At 30.1% G+C, this 20,469-nt stretch carries 6 protein-coding genes; 1 reads left to right on the top strand and 5 read right to left on the bottom strand.

Annotated elements, in window-relative coordinates:
* Window positions 1-138: 138 nt before the first annotated feature.
* From FDK22_RS11155 to FDK22_RS11170, 4 genes are read right to left on the bottom strand one after another with little or no spacing between them, the layout of a single operon-like run.
* Window positions 139-2,547: a hypothetical protein gene (locus FDK22_RS11155; RefSeq protein ID WP_138153055.1), complete on the bottom strand. Its 2,409-nt coding sequence runs from the start codon at window positions 2,545-2,547 to the stop codon at window positions 139-141.
* A gap of 8 nt (window positions 2,548-2,555) precedes the next feature.
* Window positions 2,556-3,899, bottom strand: coding sequence for an HlyD family type I secretion periplasmic adaptor subunit (locus FDK22_RS11160; protein ID WP_138153056.1), 1,344 nt, complete (start codon window positions 3,897-3,899; stop codon window positions 2,556-2,558).
* Window positions 3,896-6,076 (bottom strand): type I secretion system permease/ATPase, encoded by a 2,181-nt coding sequence (locus FDK22_RS11165; protein ID WP_138153057.1) that lies wholly within the window; start codon window positions 6,074-6,076, stop codon window positions 3,896-3,898. Before FDK22_RS11165 ends, FDK22_RS11160 begins: the two co-directional genes overlap by 4 nt.
* Window positions 6,077-6,105: 29 nt before the next feature.
* Complete coding sequence (locus FDK22_RS11170; RefSeq protein WP_138153058.1) at window positions 6,106-7,752, bottom strand: TolC family protein; 1,647 nt, start codon at window positions 7,750-7,752, stop codon at window positions 6,106-6,108.
* 157 nt (window positions 7,753-7,909) lie between these two features.
* On the opposite strand from FDK22_RS11170, the gene FDK22_RS11175 reads away from it, so the two are divergent.
* Complete coding sequence (locus FDK22_RS11175) at window positions 7,910-8,599, top strand: response regulator transcription factor (protein WP_138153059.1); 690 nt, start codon at window positions 7,910-7,912, stop codon at window positions 8,597-8,599.
* A 35-nt stretch (window positions 8,600-8,634) separates the two neighbouring features.
* Here the strand turns inward: FDK22_RS11175 and FDK22_RS11180 are convergent, their stop codons facing one another.
* Entirely contained in the window at window positions 8,635-20,403 is an 11,769-nt protein-coding gene (locus FDK22_RS11180) for a T1SS-143 repeat domain-containing protein (RefSeq protein ID WP_138153060.1), read from the bottom strand.
* Window positions 20,404-20,469: the final 66 nt, after the last annotated feature.

Here is a 20,469-nt window from a genome sequence, read left to right on the forward strand (position 1 = left end):
TTTGAATCGATACTCTTAACTTCTTTTCGTTAAGTGTGTCACTCAAATTGGACGGGAATTATAATAGAATTTTTACCCCTTGTCAAGAGTTTTTTCTAAAATGTAGCTTAAATTTTGAAATTCTTTAAAATTTAGTATTTATTGATATATAAATACTTTACTTTCTGATAGTTTTGCAGAAGAAAGAGCATAAAAAGATTTATCTAATATAGTACTTGCTTTCCCTCTTGAAATACCGATAGTTGGGTCAAGGTCATATGCAGTTCCATCATATGTAATTTTAAGTTCTTCTAAATATGTAATGATTTCTTTGTAGTCTTCACTCTCATCTACTATAAATCCAATTTTTGGACCAAATAATCTAAAAGGGCTTAACTCTTCAGAAATTTTGTCAGTAATTACTTTAAAAAACTCATTTGAAGTTTTAACATTATGTGATTTTGAAAACTCAACTAATGAATTTAAATAAACTTCAAAAAATAAAATCTCTTCTTGGTCTTTTTCTCTTAATACATTTTTCAATTTATTAATATTTGGTATTTTTGTAACAACATCAGTATATGAGGGGATATTATTTAAATAGTTTTTTAATATATTTTGTACAACTAACTGAATAAACTCTTTTTTACTCTCTAATAGTTTTATTACAGCATTTTTATAAAAACTAGAATAGTATAGTTTCATTTTATAATCATTGATTAAATCAAGTTCTATAAAATCAAAACCTACTTCTACTTTTTTATCCTCTTCTTCTGTATTAACAATTTCAGCTTTCACTAAACCTAAAAATATTTTATCTATAACAAGAGATTCTATCTCTTTATTTAACCATTTTTCATTTGGCTCATTCATATCTAAAATGCTTTTAGTAAGTGTTTCAATAGATAATAAAGAGTTGTTTTCTATCTCTAAATCTTTTTGTTTTATAAAAGAGTTAATTAAATTTTGTCCAATTTGGATAAATTGAACATTTGAAAAATTAACTTGTGTTCTAAAATTAAACTCTTGAAAATAGTTTTTACCATAATTAAATAGTATTTGTTTATTTATTGAATGAAACTCTTTTTCTAAGTAAGAATTATTATCTAATCTTTTATATATAAAATAAAACTCTTTTGATTTTTCTTGAGAGACTATCAATTTTTCATAAGAAAAGTATAAAGACAAACTAAGATAAATTTTTGAATAAATACCTGTAAGGTGAGAAACTAAATTGTTTTTTTCAACATAAGTAATAATCTGTTCAATATATTGATTTTTTGATGTTTCAATTTTAAGAGAAATATACTTTTGCAAAATTCTATCTATAATCTTTAATTTGTAATATTCAAAATAATCATTGTCATATTTATTCTTTTCAAGTAAAGAACTAAACAAGTTATCAAGTTTTTCTTTTGAAATATTATCACTGTATAAAACTATATTATGAAGTATTATCATGTCAACATTTGATATCTCTTCTTGACTAATAAAATAATCAATTAAATCTAGGTTTTCATCTAAAGAACTATTTTTAGTACTTGAATGAATAAGTTTATACTTTAATAAAAGTTTATCCCTAAAATCATTTAGATTATCACTTTGGATTACTTCATTTTCATTTACATGTTTATTATATAAGTTAAAAAGGTCTTCTAACTCTTTTGAGTCAGATAGCTTAATATTCTCGATATGAAGTTTTGATTTCAATTTATAGATTAATGTTAAAACTAATGTAACTATCTTTTCAAGGAAAGTTATATAATAGTTTTTATCTTGATTTAAAAGATTATAACCATCGAAAATCTTCTCTAACATAAATACATATTTTTGAATAACGATATTTTTATTGATTGAATCAATTGAGAGATAAGTTAAGTTTGTAAAATATAAAAGCATTTTTCCTAAAATTGCATTTAAAGAATCAATTCTATTTTCATCTAATGTAATTTTACTTTTTGTATTAGTTATAGAAGAAGTCATTAGCTCTAAAATGGCATTTATGTTTTTTCTTCTTTGAATATCAATTGAATTGATAATACATACTTCATTTAATAATTCTAATAATGATAAATAAAAACTAAACGAGAGTTCAAAACTTTTTTCATCATTTCTTAAAAACTCTTCACAAACTTGAACTTCATAATCTAAAAGTAACTCTTGTAATTTTTGAGTTGAAAATTCATTTGTTTCATTTATAAGATTGTAGTTTTTCCCATTAGACAAAAGATTTAATAATATATATATCTCTTTAAATATATTTACAGAAGTTTTTGTGATGATATCTTTCATTCTAGTTTCAATATCTTTTAATAAATATATTTTATAGTTGTAACTATTTTTTATAAAATCTTTTAAATCATCAGGTAAGTCTTTATTTTCTAAGTAGATTTTTGAAATGAAACTTGTAAGAATAGAGTATTGGGCATCTATAGTGTTTACTAAATTCCCCTCTTCTTCTAAATTGTATGTTTTTAATAAATTTTGAACTTCAAAATTATCATTATCAATTGGTAAAAGATTATTGGTGTCTAGATTTTCTAAAAGTTCATTTTCTACACTAAACATAATAATCCTTATCTTTCATGCAATGCATTTTGTTTTGTTTTTAAAATAGGTTTTAAAATAAAATCTAAGATTGTTTTCTTTCCAGTTTTAATATCAACAGAAGCAATCATACCTGGAATAATTGGAAGTTTTTCACCATCTTTTTCTAAGTAATTTTTTTCTGTTCGAATTACAACTTTATAATAGCTTTTTTCATCCCTTGATTCTTTGTCTTTAATACTATCCGCAGATATTTCAACAATTTTACCATCCAATCCACCATAAATAGAAAAGTCATAGGCTGTGATTTTTACAATTGCTTGTTGTTTTGGATTTATGAATGCAATATCTTTTGGATCTATTTTTGCTTCTACCAGTAAAATTTCACTATCAGGGACAATCTCGATTAAATCCATACCAGATTTAATAACACCACCAATTGTATTCATATTTATTTGTTTAATAATCCCATTTACAGGTGAAACTAAAATAGTTTTAGAAAGTTTATCTTCTTCTGAGATAAGCTTTGATTCATATTTTTTTATCTCTGTATTTATTTTTTGAAGTTCATTAAAAACTTCTGCTTTAAAAGTTTTTAATTTTTCCTCTTTTTTATTTTTAGCTTCTTCAATAGCAAGTTCTAATCTAGGAATAGAAAGTCTTGCAGCATTTAAATCACCTCTTAATTGAGAATACTCTTTTTTAATTTTAAGTAAATCGACATTTGATCTTGAACGTCTTTCCACAAGCTTTGCTATAGTATCTCTTTCTTGTCCAACAAGTTTTAAACTTCTGCTTAATTGGTATGTTTTATTTTTAGTTTCTACTAACTCTTGCTTTTTTTGTCTATATTGAAAATCTAAAGTTTCAATAGTACTTAATAACTCATCAATTCGTTTTTTAAAAAGTTGTTGATCAGCTTTTGCAAATTCAGGAGCTTCTTGCATAATCTCTTTTGAAAACTCTAGAGTGGGTAGAGGTTTATCTAAATCAATTTTTGATTCAGCTTCAAGTCTTGTTTGAGTGATTATTAAGTGGGTATAAGTTTTTTTATTTTCTTCAAAGGAAGCTTGAAATCTTGTGGTATCAATTTTCATTAAAGGTTGCCCTTTTTTTACAATTTCACCCTCATTTATTAAAATATCTGAAATAATACCCCCATCCAAACTTTGAATTGTTTGAATTTTCTCAGAAGGTATAACTTTACCTTCACCCCTTGCTAACTCATCAATAGGTGAGACATATGCCCAATAAATTGCAAATGTGAAAAAAGCAAGAATAAGCAAAAACAAAACTAAAGCCATTGAGCTTATTTTTGAATTTTCTTGTGCGTAAAGAGTATTTACAAATCTTATATCTTCTTCATTTCTCATTTTTTCTGACTCACTATTTTTTTACTTACTTTTTGAGAATTTGCAAAAGAACTTATAATCTTAGCTTTTGGACCATCTGCAATAATCTTACCATCATCAATTACTATAAGTCTATCAACTATTGAAAGGATTGATGGTCTATGGGTAATTACAATAACAGTTTTATCTTTTACAATATTTGCAACTCTATTTTTAAATTGCTCTTCACTTAAATCATCCATTGAGTTTGTTGGCTCATCAAAAATCATAATATTTGGATTTGATACAAGGGCTCTTGCAAGTGTTACAGATTGTCGTTCACCGCCACTTAATCCATCACCTCTTTCACCAACTTGTAAATCATAACCTGCTTGATGTTTTCCTAAGAAGTCATGAACACCTGCTATTTTTGAAGCTCTTAAAATCTCTTCATCTGTAGCAAACTGATCTCCAATGGTAATATTATCTTTAATAGTTCCCATAAATAAAAATGGTTCTTGAGGAACATAGCCTATTGCTCGTCTAAGATCAACTGGATCAATTTGTCGCAATTCTGTATTATCTATTAAGACTGAGCCATCAGTTGGTTCATGTAGATTCATTAAAAGTTTTGCAATAGTTGATTTCCCTGAACCTATTTTTCCTATAATTCCAACTTTTTCACCCTTTTTAATTGTGAAATTTACATCTTTTAATACTTTGAAATTTTGGTCATTATATGAGAAGTTTACATTTTTAAATACAATATCGCCATCAAGATTTTCTCTACTTAAATAATGTTGATGTGCACTTCTTTCAACAGGCATATTCATAATTTCATCTATATTGTTTAAACTAATCATTGTTCTATCAAGTCTAATTATCATACCAACAATTTGAGAAACAGGAGCTATTACACGACCGTTTAAAATCATAGCTGCAATAATTGCACCCATTGTAACTTCACCTTCATTTGCTAGTAAAACACCAGCTGCAACAATTGCAATAGATGAAAACTGTGAAATAAAACCTACAAAATAAGTAACAATTTGTGAAAGATAATGGGATTTATTTCCATAATATGAAGTTTGTGAAATTGATTTTTCCCAGTGAGTTCTCATTCTATTTTGAGCTCTTACACTTTTGATTATCTCTAAGCCTGTTACAGCCTCAGTTAAAACTGTTTGTTTTATTTGATCCTCTTTTGCAGATTTTAAAATTGTATCTTTTATTGGTCTTTGCATTATCCAAGAAAATAAAATAGCAATAAATACTGTTGCTAAAGATACATACCCTAAAGGCCCTCCAATAAAAAATATTATTGCTATAAAAAGTGCCACAAAAGGTAAATCTACAAAAGCTGTTATAGTTGCTGTTGTAAAAAACTCTCTAACACTTTCAAAGGATTGTAATCTACTTACAAACATACCTGTTGAAGATGGTTTTGCATTTAATTTGATATTTAAAAGCTGATCAAATATTTTACTTGACATCCTAATATCAGCACGCTTTCCAGCTTGTTCTATAAAATGTGCTCTTAAAAGTTTTAAAATAAAATCAAATATTAAGACAATTGCAATACCTGATACAAGTACCCACAGTGTATCAACTGCTTTATTTGGTAAAACTCTATCATAAACATTCATAGTAAAAAGAGGTACGGCTATAACAAAAAGATTGATTAAAATGGCAGCTAAAATCACAAGATAATATATCTTAAGATTTTTTTTCATTGTACTCCAGAACCATCTTTTTGCTTCATAAACTTTTACATCTTTATCAACTCTATTTTCAAAATTATATGCAGGTTTTATGATTAAAAGATTTCCGCTATACTCTTTTTTGAAATCATCTAATGAAATAGTTATTTCACCAAGACTTAAATCAGGAATTATAACTGTAATTTGATTTTTTAATACATTTACATTTAATACAACACAAGCTTTATTTGTATTAAAAAGTGCCACAGCAGGAAGTGACATATTTTCTATTTTTTCAACTTTTCTTTTTACAGGTTTTGCAACAAGCCCTACTCTTTTTGCAGACTTTATAAACATTGCAGGTGTCATAACAGAACCATGAATTGCAAGTCCAGAAATTAAAGACTCAGCAGAAGCTGCTCTTTTATGAAATTTTGAGAGGAAAAGTAGAGACTCTAAAAGAGTATCCACTTCTCTATTTTCAACGACATTATCAAAGTCGTTATTTAAATCATCCAATAAGTATTCCTAAGTTAAAGTATTTTAAATTATTTAACTTTTATTATATAAGAATCTGCATAAAGTTTCCTAGCCATAGCTCTAACTTCTTTAGCAGTTTTCATATCTTCTAGATTATAAATAACTCCACTTTGTAAACCTCTTGCTGGTTCTACTTTTATTTTATAATCAGGACCAACAGCTTCTTGCATTTTATCAATTGCTTTTTGAGTATCTGCGATATCTTTGTGGGCAACAAAATAAACTGCATAAGTTCCAACAATCATCTCTTCAGTTTGAGCAGGTTTAGCTGTATCATCAGCTAATAAAGCTTGAACCTCTTCAGAAGCAACTTCTTCTTTTACTGGTTCAGCTTTTGCTGGCATTTTTGTTTCAGTACAAGTATCATTATTACTACTTAATACTGACTCTTTGATTGTTCCTAAATTTTTAAAGATATTAAAATATGCAGAATCAAGATCATATTGAATATCAATTAATTCTTCTTTTGCTGAGATTAAGTCTCTTTCAATATTTAAAACATCAATAAAAGTTCTTGTACCACCTTCAAATTGATCTTTATAATAACCTAGGATTTCTTGATTATCTGTGATATATTTTGACAGTTCAGCTTCTCTTTTTTTAGCATATGCATATGCATTATAAGCTGATGTTGCTTCATCTATAACTTCAGCGGTAACTGTATCAAGTGTTTTTTGCGATTCAGCTAAAAATGCTTTTTCTCTAGCACTTTGTGCTTTATCACTTCCACCATTTAATAAATTATAAGTTAACTCTATTCTTGCACTGTAAACATTTGTTTGCTCATCAGTTGTAACTAAACTTTTGTCATAAATTCCTTGAGCTTTAAATTTTAAAGTAGGGAAAAATGCCGCATCACTTTGATTTAAAATTGCTCTTTGCTCTTTGATATTTTCAACTTGTTCTAAAATCTTTGGACTTGAAAGTAAAACTTGATCAATATACTCTTTTAAAGTAGCTGGTATAGCTTTTACATCAAGGTTTGGTCTACAAGACTTTCCATCATCATCTATCCCAACATTCTTTTTAAACGAACTTGTTGCTCTTAAAAGATTGTTAGTATCTTGATAAAGTTTATTATTTGCGTAGTGGATTTTTGCATTAACTTGTGATTCATGTAAAGCAATACCACTAATTTCTGCTGTTTCTTTTGCTGTTTGAAAATATTCATTATAAACAATTAAACTCTCATTTGCTACGGCTACTCTATTCTTGTATTTTACAAGATTTAAATATGAGTCTAAAGAATCATAAATAATATCATCCACAATTGAATCATTTAAATATTTATTTGAACTATATCTAAATTGTGCCTCATCAATTTGACCAGTAGTTAGTCCACCATCATAAATAAGTTGTTCAAAATCCAATTGAGCATTATAACCTCTATCAGTAGTACTTGTATTATTTCCAGCATCTGGATTTGTTTTTGTGTTTTTTACACCAACATATGCTGTTAAATCAAGCTTTGGTAAGTATCCACCTTCAGCTTCATCAATATAAAGCCTATAAGCTTCATTATTTTTTACTGTAGCCATAATTTTTGGATTATTTGAGATAGTATGTTCAACTACTTCTTTAATAGTTTGACCTTGCATTAGTGATGCACCTAAAAATAGTATAGCTGGAAAGCTAAGTTTGATTTTTTTTCCCATAATGTTTTCCTTAAAGAGTCAATAAATAATTTTTATTTTAACAAATTGTGTGATTTATTATCTCTTAATTTAGCATATGAAGCTTTAAGAAAACTTTAACTAAAATAATTTAGTTGCTAATTTGTAACAAAAGTAACACTAAGGTTAATCAAATTTAATGGCTTATTCACTAAAAGAGATTTTAAAAAGCTTAAAAGTTCTTTTCATCTCAAAAGAAGACTTAATTAGCGAAAAAGAAAATAATATATTGAATATCTTTTTTAACAAAGTTATAATTTCTCATACAAGTGGTATAGGAATAAAAAAATTTTGTGAAGAACACCCTGATGTAGTTATTACAGACTTTGACTTGGCAAATGGTTGTGGTATTGAATTATGTAAAAAAATCAGAAAACACAATCCAACAATACCAATAATAATTTTATCTGAGAAAAAAGATGAAAAATATCTTTTTGAAGCAATTAGAATTCAAGTAATTGATTTTGTAGTTCGTCCTACAAAAGCTGAAGATTTGATTTATGCTTTAAATTTAACTGCAAAATACTTGTTAAATCATGGAAATGTGACAATAATACTATCAAATGGAAACATTTACGATTATCAAGAAAAGACTATCTTAAAAAATAACGGAACTATAACTAAACTAACAAAAAATGAATTTAGACTTTTAGAGCTTCTTATTTCGAACAAGGGTCAAACTATAAACAAAGAAGAGATTGAAAGTTATCTTTGGGCAGATGAACAAATAACTGAGTCAGCTTTTAAATCACTTTTTTCAAGACTTAGACAAAAAGTAGGAAAAGAAAATATAAAAAATAGTTTTGGTATTGGCTATCAGTTAGTTTAAAAAAGCCGAGAAATTATTCTCGACTTTTTAAGAATTTAGATATTTGTATCTTCTACATTAAGTGAATCAATTAAAAGTTTAACACTTGAATCTGTAACACCTTCATAAATATCTAAACCTGTATCTACATCAATATTACCAGTAGCAGTCCATTCATTAGTTAAATCTAATTTAACTGTATCTCCACTATCTGTTTCTATTTTTAATGTATTATCACTATCAGTCATAGCTAATACATCACCAACACTAATATTTGATAGAATATGATCGCCACTTGATAAATCTATTTCATCAATAGAAGTTTGAGAACCATCTGGATTGAAATCTTCTGCACTTGATAATAATTGTGCCATATCTATTTCTAAATCATCACTTCCAAAATCAATAGTTTTATCAGTCACATCAATAGAAGTAATATCTATATCTAAATGTTCATTTACGCCTGTAATTCTCGCATCAAACTCTAAGTTTACACTTCCTGTAGAATCTACTATTGCATCAACATAATAAGTATTCATTCCATCTGCTGGATAAATTTCTTGGCTTGTAAACCCATCACTAACTTCAATATAATCTGAATAGCCACCGGTATTATTTTCAGATGCTTCATCCCATTGTCCAGAACCATACGTGTTAGTATCAAAGTAAACTCTTACAGTCTCACCTGCATAGGCAATTCCCAAATTATGACTAAAGCTATATGTATTTGTATCACTTAATGTTTCAACTCCATTTAATGCAATATCTGCAACAAAAGTATTTATATTTAAATTATTAATATCAACAGATTCTTGTCTAGGACCACTATCACTACCTGTAATATTAGCATCAAATACTAATGTTAAAACTCCACCTGCACCTACTTTTACATTTATATTATGAGTTTCAGTGGCATTTGAGTCTGCATCTATTTGTTGAACAGTATTTCCATCATCAACGGTTACCCAATCTGCCCAATTTGTAGCTGTGGCTTCCTCCCAACCACCATCACCATAAGTAGTTGTATCAAAACTTATAGAAACAAACTGACCAGCTAATGAAGGGTCAAGTTGATATGTTTTTGTAATAGAACTATCATCTGTATCAGTTGCAGCTTCAACTGGAGAATCACTTGTTGTTTCATATCCATGGATAGTGCCAATGTTTTCTTCAGTAATTAGTGAAATGTTTTGTGTGTTTTCGACAACACCTAATTCAACATCTGTAATACCAATGCTTATAGATTCACTATCACTTGCAGAATAATCATCAGCATAAGCAACTGTTATATCTAAAGAGTTATTAGTTTCAAAATCAACTACAGCAGAATCTTTAAGCCATAATTCAAATTGTCCAGCATTTTCTCTTATCTCTACTAGACTTGCATCATCTCCAGTAATAGTAAAACCTGCTGAGTTAATATTAGAATCTACATCTTCAACATCTAAAGTACCTAATAGTTTTCCTGAGATATTTTCATTAATTAAATCTTCAATTGAATTATAACTTAATACTGGTGCATCATTAGTTCCTGTAATATTAATAGTCAATGTAGATACTTGTGTAACTCCATTTTCATCAGTTATAGTATATGAGAAAGTTTCATTAACTTGTTCACCTTCTGATAATTCATTTACTATATCTCTATCATTATAAAGATTATAGATATATTCACCACTTTTTGCATCTACCATGATATTTCCATATACTCCAGTAATATGGAATCCTTCATAAAGTTGTCCATTAATTGTATGAGTTGCAACTGTACTTGATATAGCTTGTGGAGAAGTCATCTCTAAACCTATAATCTCAATAGCATCATCATTGTCCACATCTACATCTTTATCATTAGTAAGAATATTTCCACTAATTTGTGATTTTGTTGTAATTCCAGAAGCTGCTTCACTTACACTATTTGTATCAGCAACTACAATTGGCTCATCATCATGAATACTTACAATTAATGCTGAACTTGCTGTATCTCCATCTGCATCTGTGATTGTATATCCAAACCCTAGTTTAATCAGGGTTTCTGATCTACCATTATGATCTAATGGCTCTTTTTGTGTAAATGTATAATTACCATTTTCATCATATGTAAATGTAAATACTACTGTTCCATCCGATTTAGCTCCTGTAATAACATTTCCTACTTGAGTCGCTGTTACTGCATCTCCTCCTGATGTTAAGTTATTATAGTCTGCAGTATTTGAGATATGCATCTCTGTTACTATAGCTCCATCTGCACCTTCATTGATTCTTCCTAATGTTCCTGTCACAACTGCTTCATCAAAAATTCCATCATTATTTGCATCGGCTTCTGTTGTACTTGCACTTGACATTCCATCTATTGTTGGTACATCATCAATGATATTTATACTAAAGTAGTCTACATCTGTATCTCCATCACCATCTGTTACTGTATAGCTATATCTTAATAACAATTCTTCATCTTGTCCTGTAAGACTTGATTGAGGATGATCTATTGGACCTTCTAATGTAAATTCATAGTTACCATCTGGTTGCACAACTAATGTATAAACTGGAGTAGTATTTGCTACTGCTGTAATTGTAATTACTCCATTTACATCTACCATTTGTGTTGCAATAACTGGCTCACCATTTGACGTTAAAGCTATTGGTGGATTTCCTTGTCCATCATAAACCATAACTTGTGAACCTTCTCCCCAGAAGTTTACATCTGTCAAAGTGGCTCCATCTTCTCCTCCATCAAATGTTAATTGTCCAGTTACACTTGCTGGAACTGACGAATCAATATCTGCTTCAGAAATATCTTTTCTTCCTCCATAATCTGCAACTGGTGTATCATCTGTAATTTTTACTCCAAAGTTACTTGTTGACGTATCTCCATCTGCATCTGTTACTGTGAATTTTAATTTTAACAATAAGTCATCTTCTTGTGTACTTCCTATTGGATGATCTATTGCCTCTTTTTGTACAAATGTAAAGCTTCCATCTGATTGTGCTTCTAATCTAAACACTTCTGTATCATCTGATAGTTTTCCTATCATTGTCATTCCATTATCTTCATATGTTACTACTACTGCTTCTCCACCTGAAGTTAATGTAAATGCAGTTCCATTTGGTCCATCATATATTTTTACCGTTCCATCATTAGCATTTTGCCAATGGTGGAATACTGATGTTACTTCAGCTCCATCTGCTCCACCATCAAAGTTTAATTGTCCATTCACTACTGTATTTAAACTCGCCTCATCTACTAATACTGGTGCTGTCCATGATGCTATTGGTTCATCATCAATTATTCTTACAGATAATGAACTTTCTAATGTATCTCCATCTTTATCTGTTGCTTCAAACACAAAGTTTATTGATTGACCTTCATCTCTTCCACCTGCTTGTCCATCTGGTGCTGTATGATCCAATGAACCTATTAAATTCACGTCATATGTTTTTCCATCTGCGTTTAATATTACTTCAAATACTGTCTCTGCTCCTGCTTTTGCAATCACTTTTCCTGGGATACTAAAGTCATAAGTAATTGGTACTCCACCTGAAGTTAATTGGTCATGCATATATCCTTGAACTTCTCCTGTAAAGGCTACACTTGCAAATCCATCTGCTCCATAATCTACTCTTAAACTTGCAGTTGTACTATCTCCTACATTTGACTCTTCTACTACTGCATTTTGTGCAATCCCATTTTGTGATAAACTTATTGGAGAATCATCTTCTACTCTTACTGTAGAGTATCCTGTTGCTGTATCTCCATCTCCATCTGTTACAGTATATTGTAATACTAAATTTACTATCTCATCTTGATAGCTTCCTGAAGTTGAACCTTCTACATGATCTATTGGTGCATATTGTGTATAGGTATAATCTCCTGTCACTTCATCTACTACTATTGTAAATACTGTTACTCCGTTTGCTTTACCTGTGATATCTAATCCTGTTCTTTCTAGAACTATATCTTCACCCTGTGATTGTAAGAAATATCTCTCATTATTACTTACATATTTAGTCTGGATTTTATCCCCTACTTCATTTGCAAATCTTAATTCTGTTACTGTAGCTCCATCTGCTCCTCCATCGAAGTTCAACGATGCTCCACTTGTACTTAATGTCACAAATCCATTTGCATCTGTTGTCTCTGTTACTACATATCCTGTTTGTCCATTATTATCTGTATATCCACTCCATCCTGCTGTTGGTACATCATCTACAACTTGTAAAGTTACTTTTCCACTTCTTACATCTCCATCAGAATCTTCTGAATCATAATCAAAACTTAAATATTTAGTTTCACCATTATGTTGATTCATTAGGTGATCTATTGGTTTAAATAATGTCATTGTGTAACTATTAGTATTAGTATATGAACCAACAGTTTGAGGTGTAGTATTATCTATTTCTAAAGTAAATACAACTTCATCTGTAGTTTGTGTTTTTGCTGTAATTGTTAAACCATCTGCACTAACATCATAAACAATAGCTTCTCCACCAGAAGTTAGTCCATTTGGTACTGTTTGAGTTGCATTGAAAGTTATAGTTCCTGGAGTATCATCACCAAACTCTATTCTAAATGCTTTTGTATCAGTTTCACTATTATCATTAGCATCATCAATTCCAACTTCATATACTTTAGCTTTATTATCTTTACTTGTATCAACTAAAGGATTTCCTTGAGTATTAGCGATGAAATCTTGTACCGAATCAACTGTTACTGATGAAGTAGCACTATCAGTACTAACTGTTCCTTTAATTCCACCATAACTACTAGTGATGTCAACAGCCGTTGAACCATTAACTAAATTGTATCCATTTTGATCCCATGCATGATATGTGATATCAGCAGTTCCATAATAATCTTCATTTGGTACAAATCTTACAAGTGAAGAATCATATAACATTGTAGCATTGGTATCACTTGTACCATTATCAAAGTTATTCCAAGAAGTTCCACCATCGATTGAATATTGCCAAGTTCCATTTGTATTATCAATACCTGTTACAGCAATACCTTCAACAGCATCATCATCAAAATCATTAACAGAGTTACCTAATAATGCTGAAACTAATGTACCTGTATTATCTGCATCTAAAACATCTTCATTGATTTCAGTTAAGTTAGCAACTAAATTACTATTAATAATTGGTTTATCATTTGTACCTAAGATATTTATAGTTGCAACAGCTGTATTACTAACAGCTCCATTGTCATCAATTAAAGTAAAATTGAAAGTATCAGTTGTTGTATCTCCTGCATCTAGATGATCAAATACTGTTTCACCATTTGTTTTAAACATATTTAAGTTGTATTCAACTTTTCCATCTGCATTGATTCTTACTGCAACTCCACTATTACTTTCTATCCAAGCTGTTGCATTTACACCATCATATGTTACAGTATCTCCTGCATCATTTGAGATTGAATTAACTCTTAAAGTATCATTTACATCTACATCATATCCTGCAATAGAAGATAAATCATCTACTCCAAAATCACTTGTTGGGTCAATAACAATTTGTTGACCTGCATTTTCCCAAACTTGTCCATTATTTGCTGGTCCGTCATGGATAAAAGATTTTGCGACAGGGGTATCATTTGTACCTGTAATTGTTATTGTTACTGTTTTAACTTCACTATGAGATGGTTCATTATTTGCATCTCCTGTCGTTCCAAATCCTTCCCAATCAGAAGCTTTATAATTAAATGATAAAGTTACTGTTTCACCTTCTGCTAAAGTGTTAAACTTATCACTTGAAACTTCATAATCTCTTGTTGTACTCCATCCACCTGGCGCAGCATCTTTAAGAACAACTTCAATATCACTAGCTGTCAAAGATATAGGGTTTTGTTCTACTTGGATATTTCCTACTAATAAATAGTGTGGATTTGTATTGTTTATATCTTCATCAATAGCTTGAGCTACTTTTCCTTTAAATACCACATCTTCAGAAGTACCAACATCTAATAAAGTTTCTTCATAAATAATAGTTGCTTGTGTATTTCCTAAGGTAATATTTTCAACTACAGGTTGGTCATTTGTTCCTACTACTTCAACTGTTACTGTTTTTGGAGCAGAAAGATTTGTTTCACCATTTGCATCATTTGTTCCATCATTTGCTACAACATCAAAAGTAACTAATACTTTTTCTCCTGCACTTAGATGATTGAATTCTGAATTATAAATAATAAAATCTCCAACATTTGCATTTACTTGAGGATAATTATCAAGGAAATCTTGTGTAACTTCAAGAATACCTGAATTCACAGGATTTGATATTGGATTATTTGGTCCTGATGCACTATTTTGATCAAATGTGTATTGGAAATTATTTGAATAGATACCACCATCAAATAAGATTGAAGCACTAGCTAATTGTAAAGTATGTGTATCATTTACATCATCATCTGATATTATAGTATTTGCAAATAAGTCTTCTTGAGATAATACATAATAATACTCTTCCCAAGGGAATTCTGTAATTAAATCATTTAACTCATAAATTCCGTCAATTTTTGAAATAGATTGAATTACAGGTTGGTCGTTTGTTCCTTGAATATTTAATGTAACTGTATTTGCTTCTGATACATTTGTCTCTCCATTTGCATCATTTGTTCCATCATTTGCTACATAGTCAAAGCTTACACTTACTCTATCATCTACACTTAAATGATCAAACAATGGGCTTGTTACTTCATATGATCCATCTTGGTTTACTGTTACATTTAACAAACTCTCTGCTTCTAATGCACTTGCATCATCTATTGACAATGTTAATCCTGTTACTGGATCTAACTGTGCTGTTACTCCTACTGTACCAAATGTTGAATTTACTATTGCCAATGCTGTTGCGATATCTGGTGCTGCCATAAACGCTGCTATTGTACTTTGTACATCTATTGCTGGTATTGCATCTATCCCATTTGTCAATGCTGTTGTTACTTCTGGTATTGCTACAATTTCAGCTAGTACACTTTTTATATATGCTAAATCTTGATTTGCTATTGCTGTTAGCAATGTTGCATTTGTAGTATTTATACTTAATGATATTGTACTACCTTCTGCTCTTGCGAATGTATGTGTATCATTTACATCATCATCGCTTACATAATTACCTAATGCATATTGGCTATCTGTACTGATTGTCAATGTTTGATTATCTGGGTTACTAGCCAATTCTGATTCTAATACATCTATTGTTACTTCATCTACTACTGGTTGGTCGTTTGAACCTTGAATATTTAATGTAACTGTATTTGCTTCTGATACATTTGTCTCTCCATTTGCATCATTTGTTCCATCATTTGCTACATAGTCAAAGCTTACACTTACTCTATCATCTACACTTAAGTGATCAAACAATGGGCTTGTTACTTCATATGATCCATCTTGGTTTACTGTTACATTTAACAAACTCTCTGCTTCTAATGCACTTGCATCATCTATTGACAATGTTAATCCTGTTACTGGATCTAACTGTGCTGTTACGCCTACTGTACCAAATGTTGAATTCACTATTGCCAATGCTGTTGCGATATCTGGTGCTGCCATAAATGCTGCTATTGTACTTTGTACATCTATTGCTGGTATTGCATCTATCCCATTTGTCAATGCTGTTGTTACTTCTGGTATTGCTACTATTTCAGCTAGTACACTTTTTATATATGCTAAATCTTGATTCGCTATTGCTGTTAGCAATGTTGCATTTGTAGTATTTATACTTAATGATATCGTACTTCCTTCTGCTCTTGCGAATGTATGGGTATCATTTACATCATCATCGCTTACATAATTACCTAATGCATATTGGCTATCTGTACTGATTGTCAATGTTTGATTATCTGGGTTACTAGCTAATTCTGATTCTAATACATCTATTGTTACTTCATCTACTACTGGTTGGTCATTTGTTCCTGTAATTGTAAAGCTTAAAGTTTTATGTTCAGATTCAGAAGTTTCATTAATCCCATCTGTTCCATCTTTTCCTTGATTATCTACTGCGTAATATTCTACATTTACTGTTACTGTTTCTCCAGCTGCTAATTCTGTAAAATCTCCACCTATACTATATGTCCCATCTGGATTTATAGTAATATCTAAATCATCCAATGTAATTATCTCATTATTCTCTGAATCCACTGGACTATCTACTACTGTTATTCCATCTTTTGCAATATAGAATTCATGTGTATCATTTACATCATCATCACTTACTGTTAAAGTTCCTGTGAAAATATTATTCCCATCTTCATCTAACAGTACTCCATTTTGGTTTGTATCTGTTGAGTCTGTATCTAATGTTTCATATAATACAGAACTATTATCAATAACATTAATCTGATTTCCATTTGCGTTTAGAATTACTAAATTAGAAACAGTCATCCCTACATCATTTATAAACATAGTTTCATTATTTGTAGGTACTGAGTCAAAATTCGCATCGCCTGAATCATACGCATGAGAAATTAAATTTCCATCAACATAAAGATTAACAGTCCCATTTTCAAATACCATTTGGATATCATAATCTATCCCTGGAGAAAAGCTAAAGTCCGAATAAAAATGTTCATAACTATCTCCCATTTGGAATAGTAAAGACTGATTATAAACAGGATGATTACTAATTGCAATATAAGGTGCTGCTATGTACCCTGAATTTGGAGGAAAACCTTCACCTTGATATATTATTGGTGTATTTTGTGTTACTGCTGAGTCAAGGTTTAAAGTAAACGAAATTGTAAAACCATTTGGTGTTCCTTCAAATGGAATATGACCAATATCTGAGCCAGTTGATTGTAAATCATCTAAATTATTTAAGTTAATATTCTCTACTACTGGTTGATCGTTTGTTCCTGTGATTGTAAATGTGATAATTTTATGTTCAGATTCAGAAGTTTCATTAATCCCATCTGTTCCATCTTTTCCTTGATTATCTACTGCATAATATTCTACATTTACTGTTACTGTTTCACCTACTGCTAATTCTGTAAAATCTCCACCTATACTATATGTCCCATCTGGATTTATAGTAATATCTAAATCATCCAATGTAATTATCTCATTATTCTCTGAATCAACTGGACTATCTACTACTGTTATTCCATCTTTTGCAATATAGAATTCATGTGTATCATTTACATCATCATCACTTACTGTTAAAGTCCCTTCAAAAAGATTGTTAACTTCATCATCTCTTAATATTTCATTTCCGTTTGTGTCTGTTGAGTCTGTATCATTTGTTTCGTAAACTATATCATTTGCTAACTCATCTTCTACAGTATTATTTATATATATTTTTGCTGCTGCAATAAAATCTTGATAATTTGGATTATTATATAACCAATCAGGGTCAAAATAAGCCATCAATGGCATTGTAGAATAGATAACTGTTCCCGAACCATATTCATAAGAGAAAGCTACAACTTCATTAGCATTTCCTGAAGTTAATAAAATTTTAGCTCCATCAGGTAAAGAACTACTTTCAAAGGCACCATGAATTGATGAACTTCCACCATCTAACGAAGAATCATCTAAATTTCCCAATGTACCATTTGACAATTCAACACCATCAGGACCAATATTAACATCAGCATTACTGTAAGACGAACTTACTAAAGTCTGTGTCAAACCAGGAAGAATAGAATTTGCTTCAGAAGGACTTCCGTCATTTATAATTAAAGTCATTCCATTATAAACTGAACTATGAATTGAAGCTAAATTGTTTGTAAACTCAGAAGTTGAACTATACTTATCAATATATAAAGCATTTAGATTTTCAATATCTTGCGCTGTTAAATCATCTAAATCTTTTGATGAAAATCCACCTAATGATAATATCTCCTCCTGAATAACAGTTCCTGAACCTTCGGCCATATCATAATAACCAACTAATCCCGAAGAAACACCTTGTACTGGAGAATCATCTTGATTAGGAATATCTGAAATTCCACTATTACCACCATTTAAATCCAAATTTTCTACTACTGGTTGGTCATTTGTTCCTGTGATTGTAAATGTGATAGTTTTATGTTCAGATTCTTCTGGTTCATTATTTGCATCTCCTAACCCTGCTCCACTATCATCTACTGCATAATATTCTATAGTTACAGTTGCTGTTTCACCTACAGCTAATGAAGTAAAGTTACCACCTAAAGAGTATGTACCATCAGTATTAATAGTTAAGTCTAAATCAATATCATCTATTGATAATGTTGAATCATCAGCTAAATTTCCAAGTTCAAGATTTACTAACATTGGTTCTTCTTCAGTTCCAATATTGTAGTTTCCTTCTTCTAAACTCGCCATAAAGAACTCATGAGTGTCATTATCGTCATCATCACTTACTGTTAAAGTCCCTTCAAAAAGATTGTTAACTTCATCATCTCTTAATATTCCATTTCCATTTGTATCCTGAGAATCTGCATCGATTGTTTCATAGACAACTTTTTTTCCTGAACCTAATGAATATGTAAAGTCATCCATTGCCCAATGTGAACCACTTCCATTATCTTCTTGAACATCTATTCCTGTTGGAGTATTATAAACTATTAATTGGTCTATATTATCCCAATTTAATTCGATTAATGTTGGTCCATTATAATTTATTTCAATAGAATCAGAAGTATAAATAAGTTGACCATTTAAATAACCTTCAAAAACTACATCTTGAGTTGTATACCAAGAAGATGTCATGTATGTAGATTCAAAGGTAACAACTTCAGTAAAAGAAAAAGAAATTGGTGAAACTCCATTAGCATTATAAGCCACATTATCTCCACTTATGATACCATTTACATAACCACTAGCTTGATAAGTACTAGTATCTAAAACCCTCAAATTATTATCGTAAATTATATAACTATTATCATCTTGTATTAAGCCATCTTCAAAATCTTGAACTACTTGATCTTCAGCTGAACCATTCAAATTCACATCAGTAACAACAGGAATATCATTTGTACCTTCAATTGTTAAAGTCACTGTTGCAACATTACTTGTTGCACCTTCGATATCAGTAGCAAAATAATCAAAACTTACTGTTGCATATTCTCCTAAACCTAAGTTGTTAAAATCACCACTAATCTCAAAAGTTCCATCTGGATTTAAAACTACTAATATATCATCATCTTCAACTGTAATTACACCATTTTCAGTTCCATCTTCATTAAAACTTGTAACGACAAGAGAACCTTCTATTGGAGTAAATGTATGAAGTCCTATATCCTCTTCATCTTCATCAAATACAGTTAAAGCTCCAGTTATAATATTCTTATCTCCTGCGCCTTCTTCTCCTAATACTTCAATATCTTCTAAAGAAACATCAAATACTACTGGAGCAAAATTTCCTATAATTGCGGCTGTAGGATCAAAAGGTCCAGCACCAGGAAGTCCATTTAATCTAGCTCCTGAGTCTCCACTGTCAGTACCATCTAAATCACCAGCACCTGCTGGGTTTGCTGTTTGATCTGAACCTGCTGGAGCTCCACCTGCAGCTGCTGCTTCAAGATCATCTATAGTAGTCATTGTTGCTAACTGGGTAGGTCCTTCAAATACTTCAAATACAGGATTATCAGTTTGGTTTGTAAGTAATATTTGAGCTAGGCCTTTAAGGATCATAAAAATTTCATTACCATTTGCATCAGTAAATGATACTCTTACATCATTATTATTTTCTAAGATTTCTAGTTTTGTTTGATCATAGCTTGCACCATTTTCAACAAAAACTTTTAAAGAACTAATTCCATCTAAAATCAATTCACCATTTTCAGTTTTTTGTAAACTATCTAAATCAACCGTAATTCCACCATTTTGGACATTTATACCTTCATACATGATAACTCCCTTTGAATTCAGTTTTATATAATACAAGTTTACTAGTACAAAGTCTCAAAAAAGTCT

Origin of the sequence: Arcobacter arenosus, from assembly GCF_005771535.1 — a bacterium.
Taxonomy (GTDB): domain Bacteria; phylum Campylobacterota; class Campylobacteria; order Campylobacterales; family Arcobacteraceae; genus Halarcobacter; species Halarcobacter arenosus.

Coding starts and splice junctions, on each gene's coding strand:
- FDK22_RS11155 (WP_138153055.1), bottom strand. CDS start 2,547: ATGTTTAGTGTAGAAAATGAACTTTTAGAAAATCTAGACACCAATAAT.
- FDK22_RS11160 (WP_138153056.1), bottom strand. CDS start 3,899: ATGAGAAATGAAGAAGATATAAGATTTGTAAATACTCTTTACGCACAA.
- FDK22_RS11170 (WP_138153058.1), bottom strand. CDS start 7,752: ATGGGAAAAAAAATCAAACTTAGCTTTCCAGCTATACTATTTTTAGGT.
- FDK22_RS11175 (WP_138153059.1), top strand. CDS start 7,910: ATGGCTTATTCACTAAAAGAGATTTTAAAAAGCTTAAAAGTTCTTTTC.
- FDK22_RS11180 (WP_138153060.1), bottom strand. CDS start 20,403: ATGTATGAAGGTATAAATGTCCAAAATGGTGGAATTACGGTTGATTTA.